Genomic DNA, 9,412 nt, shown 5'->3' on the forward strand with positions numbered 1-9,412 from the left:
CCGTCTCTTAGTTGCGCTCGAGTTCCATGTCGATACCGAGCGACCGGATTTCCTTCACCAGCACGTTGAACGACTCCGGCATGCCGGCCTCGATCGAGTGCTCGCCCTTGACGATGTTCTCGTACACCTTGGTACGGCCGTTCACGTCGTCGGACTTCACGGTCAGCATTTCCTGCAGGATGTAGGACGCGCCGTAAGCTTCCAGCGCCCACACTTCCATCTCACCGAAACGCTGGCCACCGAACTGAGCCTTACCGCCCAGCGGCTGCTGCGTCACCAGCGAGTACGGGCCGGTGGAGCGGGCGTGCATCTTGTCGTCCACCAGGTGGTGCAGCTTCAGCACGTGCATGTAGCCGACGGTGGTGGGACGCTCGAACTGCTCGCCGGTGCGGCCGTCGTACAGATACGCCTGGGTGCGGGTCGGGGTCAGGCCCTTCTTCGCGGCGATATCGTCCGGGTAGGCCAGCTTCAGCATGGCTCGGATCTCTTCTTCCTTCGCGCCATCGAACACCGGGGTCGCGAAGGTCACGCCGCTGGTCAAGTTGCGCGCCATCTCGACGACTTCCTCGTCGGTCAGCTCGTCCAGGTTCTCACTCTTGCCACCATGGCCGTTGTAGAGCTCGTCCAGGAACTTGCGCAGCTCGGCCACCTTGGCCTGCTGCTGCAGCATGTCACCAATGCGCAGGCCGATGCCCTTGCCGGCCCAGCCCAGATGCACTTCCAGCACCTGACCCACGTTCATGCGCGAGGGCACGCCCAGCGGGTTCAGCACGATGTCGGCAGGCGTGCCGTCGGCCATATAGGGCATGTCTTCGATCGGGGTGATCTTGGACACAACGCCCTTGTTGCCGTGACGGCCGGCCATCTTGTCGCCGGGCTGCAGGCGGCGCTTGACGGCCAGGTAGACCTTGACCATCTTCAGCACGCCGGCGGGCAGCTCGTCGCCCTGGGTCAGCTTCTTGCGCTTCTCCTCAAACGCCAGGTCGAAGGAGTGGCGGGTCTGGTCCAGCGAGTTCTTGATCGATTCCAGCTGGTTGGCGATATCGTCCTCGGCGGGACGGATGTCGAACCAGTGGAACTTCTCGACCTCGGCCAGGTAGTCCTTGCTGATGACCGTGCCCTTGGCAATCTTCTTCGGACCGCCATTGGCCACCTTGCCAATCAGCAGCTTCTCGATACGGTCGAAGGCGTCGGCCTCGACGATACGCAGCTGGTCGTTCAGGTCCAGGCGGAAGCGCTTGAGCTCATCGTCGATGATCTGCTGGGCGCGCTTGTCGCGCTGGATGCCCTCGCGGGTGAAGACTTGCACGTCGATCACGGTGCCGTTGGTGCCTTGATCGACACGCAGCGACGTGTCCTTCACGTCGGAGGCCTTCTCGCCGAAGATCGCGCGCAGCAGCTTCTCTTCGGGAGTCAGCGTGGTCTCGCCCTTGGGCGTAACCTTGCCCACCAGCACATCGCCCGGGTTGACCTCGGCACCGATGTAGACGATGCCCGACTCGTCCAGGCGGGCCAGTTGCTGCTCGCTCAGGTTCGGGATGTCGCGGGTGATTTCCTCGGAGCCCAGCTTGGTGTCGCGGGCCATGACCACCAGTTCCTCGATGTGGATCGAGGTGTAGCGGTCTTCGGCCACGACGCGTTCGCTGATCAGGATCGAGTCTTCGAAGTTGTAGCCGTTCCAGGGCATGAACGCGACCAGCATGTTCTGGCCCAGAGCCAGTTCACCGATATCGGTCGAGGCGCCGTCGGCGATGATGTCCTCGGCCGCCACCTTGTCGCCACGGCGCACGATGGGGCGCTGATGGATGTTGGTGTTCTGGTTGGAACGCTGATACTTGATCAGGTTGTAGATGTCCACGCCGACTTCGCCGGCCACGGTCTCGTTGTCGTTCACGCGGATCACGATGCGGTTCGTGTCCACATAGTCGACCACGCCACCGCGGCGCGCGGCCACGACGGTGCCCGAGTCCTTGGCCGCGACGCGCTCGACGCCGGTACCGACCATGGCCTTCTCGGGACGCAGCGTCGGCACGGCCTGGCGCTGCATGTTGGCGCCCATCAGTGCACGGTTCGCATCGTCGTGCTCCAGGAAGGGCACCAGCGAGGCAGCCACCGACACGATCTGGGTCGGCGCCACGTCCATGTACTGGATGCGCTCGGGCGAGGTCAGCACCGATTCGCCGTTCTCACGGGCAGACACCAGCTCGTCGACCAGCTGGCCCTGCTCGTTCAGCGAGGCGTTGGCCTGGGCGATGACGTACTTGCCTTCCTCGATGGCGGACAGGTAGTCGATCTGGTCGGTCACCTTGCCGTCCACCACGCGGCGGTACGGGGTCTCCAGGAAGCCGTACTCGTTGAGCTGTGCATACAGCGCCAGCGAGTTGATCAGACCGATGTTCGGGCCTTCCGGCGTTTCGATCGGGCAGACGCGGCCATAGTGGGTGGGGTGCACGTCACGGACTTCGAAGCCGGCGCGCTCGCGGGTCAGACCGCCCGGGCCCAGGGCCGAGACACGACGCTTGTGCGTGATCTCGGACAGGGGGTTGGTCTGGTCCATGAACTGCGACAGCTGCGAGGCACCGAAGAACTCCTTCAGGGCCGCAGAGATCGGCTTGGAGTTGATCAGGTCGTGCGGCATCAGGGCTTCGGTCTCGGCCTGGCCCAGACGCTCCTTCACGGCCTTCTCGATACGGGCCAGGCCCGAGCGGTACTGGTTCTCGGCCAGTTCGCCCACGCAGCGCACGCGACGGTTGCCCAAGTGGTCGATGTCATCGACTTCACCGCGGCCGTTGCGCAGCTCGACCAGGATCTTGACCACGTCCAGGATGTCCTCGTTGGACAGGGTCATCGCGCCTTCGGGCGTGTCGCGGCCCACGCGGGCGTTGAACTTCATGCGGCCGACGCGGCTCAGGTCGTAGGTGTCGGCGCTGTAGAACAGGCGGTTGAACAGGGCTTCGACCGCATCTTCCGTCGGCGGCTCGCCGGGGCGCATCATGCGGTAAATGGCAACGCGCGCAGCCAGCTGCTCGGTGGTTTCATCCGAGGCCAGGGTCTGGCTGATGTAGGCGCCTTCATCCAGCTCGTTGGTGTACAGGCACTGGATGTCCTTGATGCCGGCCTGGCGCAGCTTCTTCAGCAGGCTGTCGGTCAGCTCGTCATTGGCCTTGGCGATGATCTCGCCGGTGTCGCCGTCCACCATGTTCTTGGCCAGCACGCGGCCGACCAGGAAGTCTTCCGGCACGGTGATGTGCTGGGTGCCGGACTGCTCCAGCTGGCGCACATGGCGGGCGGTGATGCGCTTGTCCTTTTCGACCAGCACATTGCCGCTCTTGTCCGTGATGTCGAAGCGAGCGACTTCACCCTTCAGGCGGTCGGCCACGAATTCCATCTGGGCACCGGAGTCCATCAGACGGAAGTTGTCGAACACAAAGAAGTGGGCCAGGATCTGCTCGGGGTTCAGGCCAATGGCCTTGAGCAGGATGGTGACCGGCATCTTGCGACGGCGGTCGACGCGGAAGTACAGGATGTCCTTCGGGTCGAACTCGAAGTCCAGCCAGGAGCCGCGGTAGGGAATGATGCGGGCGCTGAACAGCAGCTTGCCGGACGAGTGGGTCTTGCCCTTGTCGTGCTCGAAGAACACGCCGGGCGAACGGTGCAACTGCGAAACGATGACACGCTCGGTGCCATTGACGATGAAGGAGCCGTAGTCGGTCATCAGGGGCACTTCGCCCATATAGACCTCTTGCTCCTTGATCTCCTTGACGGTCTTCGCCTGGGGCGACTCACGGTCGTAGATGATCATCTGCAGACGCGCGCGCACGGCGGCTGCATAGGTCAGGCCGCGCTGCTGGCACTCGCGGGTGTCAAACGGCGGCTTGGCAATGTTGTATTCGAGAAACTTCATCTCCACGAACCCGTTGTGCGACACGATCGGGAACGCCGAGAGGAAGGCTGCCTGCAAGCCTTCGGGCTTGCGCTTGGCGGGAGGAACGTCCTTCTGCAGGAAGGCAACGTACGAATCCTTCTGCATCGTCAGCAGATAGGGCACGTTGAGAACGCTAGCACGCTTGCCGAAGCTCTTGCGGATACGCTTGCGCTCGGTATAGCTGTAGGGGGTTGTTTGCGCCATAAACACTCCGTGTCGAGAGCCCATCCCTGGCCGTGGGACGGGCTTCGTCGGCGACTGGCTATTCGGGCATTGCGCCCGAAGCTTGGTGGTTGGCCACTACCAACCGCTGGCGGACAACCTCGGCATTGCACCGAGGCCCGACCAAACCGGCTCCCTGCAGTCGGATCAGAGAACACTTGAAAGAACCGCGCATCATACCGCAGCAGTGGCTCTTTCAACTGCACTCAATGGGACTAACCCTAGACGACGAAAGGGGAGGCCTTTGCAGACCACCCCTCTCGCAGTGGAGGCGGGGCTTGCACCCCACCTCCCCAAAGTCGAATTACTTGAGTTCGACCTTGGCGCCGGCTTCTTCCAGCTTCTTCTTGGCAGCTTCGGCGTCGGCCTTGGCAATGCCTTCCTTGACGGGCTTCGGGGCGCCGTCGACCAGGTCCTTGGCTTCCTTCAGGCCCAGGCCGGTGATTTCGCGCACGGCCTTGATCACGCCCACCTTGTTGGCGCCGGCTTCAGCCAGCACCACGGTGAACTCGGTCTTCTCTTCAGCGGCAGCAGCGCCACCGGCAGCAGCGCCGCCAGCAGCCGGAGCGGCCATCGAAGCGGCGGACACGCCGAACTTCTCTTCAATTGCCTTGACCAGGTCGTTCAGCTCCAGAACGGTCATGCTGTCCAGGGCAGCCAGGAAAGCGTCTTTGTCGAATGCCATGATGTGTTCCTAAAAACAGATAAGTTGCTTGTGGGGTTCGTGCCTGGATCAGGCAGCAGCCGGGGCTTCGGCGGCTTGTTCGCCACCACCCTTTTGCTGAGCCAGGGCAGCCAGCACGGCCGCGGTGCGCTGCACCGGCGACTTGAGCAGGCCAGCGATCTGCGACAGCAGGACTTCCTTGCTCGGGACAGCCGCCAGCGCCTTCACGCCATTGACGTCCAGAGCCTTGCCGCCGTAGGCACCACCCTTGATGACGAGCTTGTCGTTGGTCTTGGCAAAGTCGGCAATGACTTTGGCAGCCGCGACAGCGTCTTCCGAAAAGCCGTAGATCAGCGGGCCGACCATGCTCTCCGAAGCAGCCTCGAACGAGGTGCCGGCGACAGCGCGACGCGCCAGGGTGTTCTTCAGCACATGAAGGTACACGCCTTGGGCACGCGCATTGACGCGCAGCTTGTTCAGGGCTTCCACGGTGAGGCCACGGTACTCGGCCAGCGCCAGCGTCTGGGACTTGGCGGCTTGCGCTGCCACTTCCGACACAACGGCTGCTTTCTCGTTGCGATTGAGACTCAAGGTCTACTCCTCACATTACGCCCCTCGGGCCTTGCGACCTTCGGGACACCGGAATCAGCGACCTTCTGTTCGGGAATCACAAGAATTCCTTTGCAGCGGGACCGCCATCTGCGTTGGCCGAAGGTCGAACCCCCGATTAAGCGTCACCCCCAGGACTGCAGGGCTTCACACCAACGGTCTTGGATGACGCACCACCCGGCTTGCGCCGAGCGGTGCCCCACCAATTCATCAGTCCACCGCCAGACTCGCGGCAGACCTCATCTGAAAAGCCTTAGGCCGCGGTGGCCGAGGCGTTGATCGAAGCGATTTCCACGCGGGCGCCAACACCCATGGTGGAAGACACGGCGACCTTGCGCAGGTAGACACCCTTGCTGGAAGCCGGCTTGGCCTTGTTCAGGGCCTCGACCAGGGCACGCAGGTTGTCCTGCAGCTTGTCGGTGTCGAAGGAGCGACGGCCGATGGTGCCGTGGATGATGCCGGCCTTGTCGACGCGGAACTGGACCTGGCCAGCCTTGGCGTTCTTGACGGCGGTCGCGACGTCCGGGGTCACGGTGCCAACCTTGGGGTTGGGCATCAGACCACGGGGACCCAGGATCTGACCCAGGGTACCGACGATGCGCATGGTGTCGGGCGAAGCGATCACCACGTCGAAGGGCATGTCGCCAGCCTTGACGCGCTCAGCCAGATCTTCCATGCCGACCACGTCGGCGCCGGCGGCCTTGGCTTCCTCAGCCTTGGCGCCTTGGGCGAACACAGCAACGCGCTTGGTCTTGCCGGTACCGTGCGGCAGCACGACGGCGCCACGAACGACCTGGTCAGACTTCTTAGCGTCAATACCCAGCTGGACAGCGACGTCGATCGATTCGTCGAACTTGGCGGTGGCCAGGCTCTTCACCAGGTCCAGGGCCTCGCCCAGACCGTACAGCTTGGTCGTCTCGACCTTGCCCTGCAGGGCCTTTTGCTTCTTGGTCAGCTTAGCCATTTCACACACCCTCCACGATGATGCCCATCGAACGGGCAGAACCAGCGATGGTGCGAACGCCAGCTTCCAGATCAGCTGCCGTCAGGTCCTTCTGCTTGGTCTTCACGATCTCTTCCAGCTGGGCACGGGTCAGTTTGCCGACCTTGTCCAGATGAGGACGCTGCGAGCCCTTCTCGATCTTGGCGGCCTTCTTCAGCAGCACGGTCGCCGGAGGCGACTTGATCACGAAGGTGAAGCTCTTGTCCGCGAAGGCGGTGATCACCACCGGCAGCTTCATGCCCGGCTCAAAGCCGGCGCCGGACGTCTGGGCGTTGAACGCCTTGCAGAACTCCATGATGTTCAGACCACGCTGACCCAGCGCGGGACCCACCGGCGGCGAAGGATTTGCCTTGCCGGCCGGGATTTGCAGCTTGATGAAGCCGATAATCTTCTTGGCCATGTTTTCTCCTAGAAGCGCTGCGGCGGCCTCGCCACTGCGCCTGAGTGCTAGCGCGAAGGACTGGGGCTTGCGCCTTTACCTTCACTCCTCTTGTCCGCCTCTCGTTGCGGACTGACTACGGGCAATCTTTGGGCGACTGCCAGACCCGAAACCTTTTGGCTCCGAGGTCTTGCGACCTCTCGCCGGAAGGCCTCACAAACAAGGTTTGTCAGACCTTCTCGACCTGGCCGAAGTCCAGCTCGACCGGCGTGGCACGGCCGAAGATGGTGACCGAGACGCGGACCTTGGACTTGTCGTAGTTGACCTCTTCCACCGAGCCATTGAAGTCGGTGAACGGGCCTTCCTTGACGCGCACGATCTCGCCCACGGTCCACTCGACCTTGGGCCGCGGCTTCTCGATGCCTTCCTGCATCTGGTTGACGATCTTCATCACCTCGGCCTCCGAGATCGGAGCCGGGCGATTCTTGGCGCCACCGATGAAGCCAGTCACCTTGGAAGTGTGCTTGACCAGGTGCCAGGTGTCGTCTTCCATCACCATCTCGACGAAGACATAACCCGGGAAGAAGCGACGCTCGGACACGGCCTTCTTGCCGTTCTTCAGTTCGACGACTTCTTCGGTCGGCACCAGGATGCGACCGAATTTATCCTGCATGCCAGCGCGATCGATGCGCTCACGCAGATTGCGCTCGACAGCTTTCTCCATGCCGGAATAGGCATGCAGCACGTACCAACGCTTAGGCAGACCGGCGGGGGCTGCGGCTTCGCTGGCGACGACGTTCTCTTGCTCTTCGCTCATAACTTCCTCTTCAGCGCTTCCAGCCCAGGACCAGGTCGTACAACACCCACTCCAACGTCTTGTCGGTCAGCCACAGGAACAGGGCCATCACGACCACAAAGGCGAACACGTACAGGGTCATCTGACGCGTCTCCTTGTGGGTGGGCCACACCACCTTGCGGACTTCCTTGATCGAATCCTGACCGTAGGCGATCAAGGACTTGCCAGACTCCGAAGTGAAGAAGGCACCCGCGGCCGCAGCCAGCAACACCAGCAAGGCGGCCCACTGGGCGAGCGCGCCCTGCTTGCTCAGCGCATAGAACGCCACCAGTGCTGCGATCAGCAGCAACACGGCGCCAGCAAGCTTGACCTTGTCAGCACCGGTGGTGACCGTTTCGACTTGAGGATTGGACATTGAAAAGGACGCTTCTCTTGAAAACGCGGGCAGATCAAGAAAGACCCACCAGCAGCAAAGCCCGCCGGGATCAACTCCCGCGGGCTATTGCCTGACCACTGGAACCAGCGATTATCGCTGATGATTTTCGCTGGCAGGGGCAGAGGGTCTCGAACCCCCAACCTTCGGTTTTGGAGACCGACGCTCTGCCAATTGAGCTATGCCCCTGTGGTCCTTGAAAAAATTACTCGATGATGGTGGCCACGACGCCGGAGCCGACGGTACGACCGCCTTCACGGATGGCGAAGCGCAGACCTTCTTCCATGGCGATCGGAGCGATCAGCTTCACGGTGATGCTGACGTTGTCGCCAGGCATGACCATTTCCTTGTCCTTCGGCAGCTCCACGGCACCGGTCACGTCCGTGGTACGGAAGTAGAACTGGGGACGGTAGTTGTTGAAGAACGGGGTGTGACGGCCGCCCTCTTCCTTGCTCAGAACGTAGATCTCAGCGGTGAAGTGGGTGTGCGGCTTGATCGAGCCGGGCTTGGCCAGCACTTGGCCGCGCTCGACGTCTTCACGCTTGGTGCCGCGCAGCAGGATACCGACGTTGTCGCCAGCCTGACCCTGGTCCAGCAGCTTGCGGAACATTTCCACGCCGGTCACGGTGGTCTTCTGCAGATCACGGATACCGACGATTTCGATTTCCTCGCCGACCTTGATGATGCCGCGCTCAACGCGACCGGTCACCACGGTACCACGACCCGAGATCGAGAACACGTCTTCCACCGGCAGCAGGAAGGCGCCGTCAACGGCACGCTCGGGCTGGGGGATGTAGCTGTCCAGAGCATCAGCCAGGCGCATGATGGCCTGCTCGCCCAGGTCGCCCGTGTCGCCTTCCAGCGCCAGCTTGGCCGAACCCTTCACGATCGGGGTGTCGTCGCCCGGGAAGTCGTACTTGCTCAGCAGCTCGCGGACTTCCATTTCCACCAGCTCCAGCAGCTCGGCGTCGTCGACCATGTCGCACTTGTTCAGGAAGACGATGATGTACTTCACACCGACCTGACGAGCCAGCAGGATGTGCTCGCGGGTCTGGGGCATCGGGCCGTCAGCAGCCGAGCACACCAGGATCGCGCCGTCCATCTGAGCGGCACCGGTGATCATGTTCTTCACATAGTCAGCGTGGCCAGGGCAGTCCACGTGAGCGTAGTGACGGTTGGCGGTCTCGTACTCGACGTGTGCGGTGTTGATCGTGATACCGCGAGCCTTCTCTTCGGGAGCGGCGTCGATCTGGTCGTAGGCCTTGGCCTCGCCACCAAACTTCTTCGACAGCACGGTCGCGATAGCAGCCGTCAGCGTGGTCTTGCCGTGGTCAACGTGACCAATCGTGCCCACGTTCACGTGCGGCTTGGTACGTTCGAA

General features: G+C 62.5%; 8 protein-coding genes and 1 tRNA gene. All 9 read right to left on the reverse strand.

Annotated elements, in window-relative coordinates; genetic code table 11:
• Positions 1–7 precede the first annotated feature (7 nt).
• A complete protein-coding gene (rpoB, locus tag DFR39_RS17155) occupies positions 8–4,129 on the reverse strand; it encodes a DNA-directed RNA polymerase subunit beta (RefSeq protein ID WP_133605070.1) in 4,122 nt (1,373 codons plus the stop codon).
• Positions 4,130–4,451: 322 nt separating this feature from the next.
• The gene (rplL, locus tag DFR39_RS17160; protein WP_133605071.1) at positions 4,452–4,832 is read right to left on the reverse strand and encodes a 50S ribosomal protein L7/L12; all 381 of its coding nucleotides are present in this window, start codon (positions 4,830–4,832) and stop codon (positions 4,452–4,454) included.
• Between the two features lie 48 nt (positions 4,833–4,880).
• Positions 4,881–5,402, reverse strand: coding sequence for a 50S ribosomal protein L10 (gene rplJ, locus DFR39_RS17165; RefSeq protein ID WP_133605072.1), 522 nt, complete (start codon positions 5,400–5,402; stop codon positions 4,881–4,883).
• 271 nt (positions 5,403–5,673) lie between these two features.
• Positions 5,674–6,384 (reverse strand): 50S ribosomal protein L1, encoded by a 711-nt coding sequence (gene rplA, locus DFR39_RS17170; protein ID WP_133605073.1) that lies wholly within the window; start codon positions 6,382–6,384, stop codon positions 5,674–5,676.
• Between the two features lies 1 nt (position 6,385).
• Positions 6,386–6,823, reverse strand: a complete 438-nt coding sequence (gene rplK / locus DFR39_RS17175) for a 50S ribosomal protein L11 (protein ID WP_133605074.1) — start codon at positions 6,821–6,823, stop codon at positions 6,386–6,388.
• A gap of 208 nt (positions 6,824–7,031) precedes the next feature.
• Positions 7,032–7,619, reverse strand: coding sequence for a transcription termination/antitermination protein NusG (gene nusG / locus DFR39_RS17180; RefSeq protein ID WP_133605075.1), 588 nt, complete (start codon positions 7,617–7,619; stop codon positions 7,032–7,034).
• Positions 7,620–7,629: 10 nt separating this feature from the next.
• The gene (gene secE / locus DFR39_RS17185; RefSeq protein ID WP_133605076.1) at positions 7,630–8,013 is read right to left on the reverse strand and encodes a preprotein translocase subunit SecE; all 384 of its coding nucleotides are present in this window, start codon (positions 8,011–8,013) and stop codon (positions 7,630–7,632) included.
• 131 nt (positions 8,014–8,144) lie between these two features.
• Positions 8,145–8,220 (reverse strand) — tRNA-Trp (locus tag DFR39_RS17190).
• 16 nt (positions 8,221–8,236) lie between these two features.
• The coding region (gene tuf / locus DFR39_RS17195; RefSeq protein ID WP_133605117.1) for an elongation factor Tu at positions 8,237–9,412 on the reverse strand (1,176 nt) is incomplete at its 5' end.

The sequence above is a fragment of the Roseateles asaccharophilus genome (assembly GCF_004362405.1).
GTDB lineage: Bacteria > Pseudomonadota > Gammaproteobacteria > Burkholderiales > Burkholderiaceae_C > Kinneretia > Kinneretia asaccharophila.

Excerpts from the sequence above, each read along its gene's own strand:
- rplK (WP_133605074.1), bottom strand. The coding sequence starts at position 6,823 with ATGGCCAAGAAGATTATCGGCTTCATCAAGCTGCAAATCCCGGCCGGC.
- rpoB (WP_133605070.1), bottom strand. The coding sequence starts at position 4,129 with ATGGCGCAAACAACCCCCTACAGCTATACCGAGCGCAAGCGTATCCGC.
- rplA (WP_133605073.1), bottom strand. The coding sequence starts at position 6,384 with ATGGCTAAGCTGACCAAGAAGCAAAAGGCCCTGCAGGGCAAGGTCGAG.
- nusG (WP_133605075.1), bottom strand. The coding sequence starts at position 7,619 with ATGAGCGAAGAGCAAGAGAACGTCGTCGCCAGCGAAGCCGCAGCCCCC.
- secE (WP_133605076.1), bottom strand. The coding sequence starts at position 8,013 with ATGTCCAATCCTCAAGTCGAAACGGTCACCACCGGTGCTGACAAGGTC.
- rplL (WP_133605071.1), bottom strand. The coding sequence starts at position 4,832 with ATGGCATTCGACAAAGACGCTTTCCTGGCTGCCCTGGACAGCATGACC.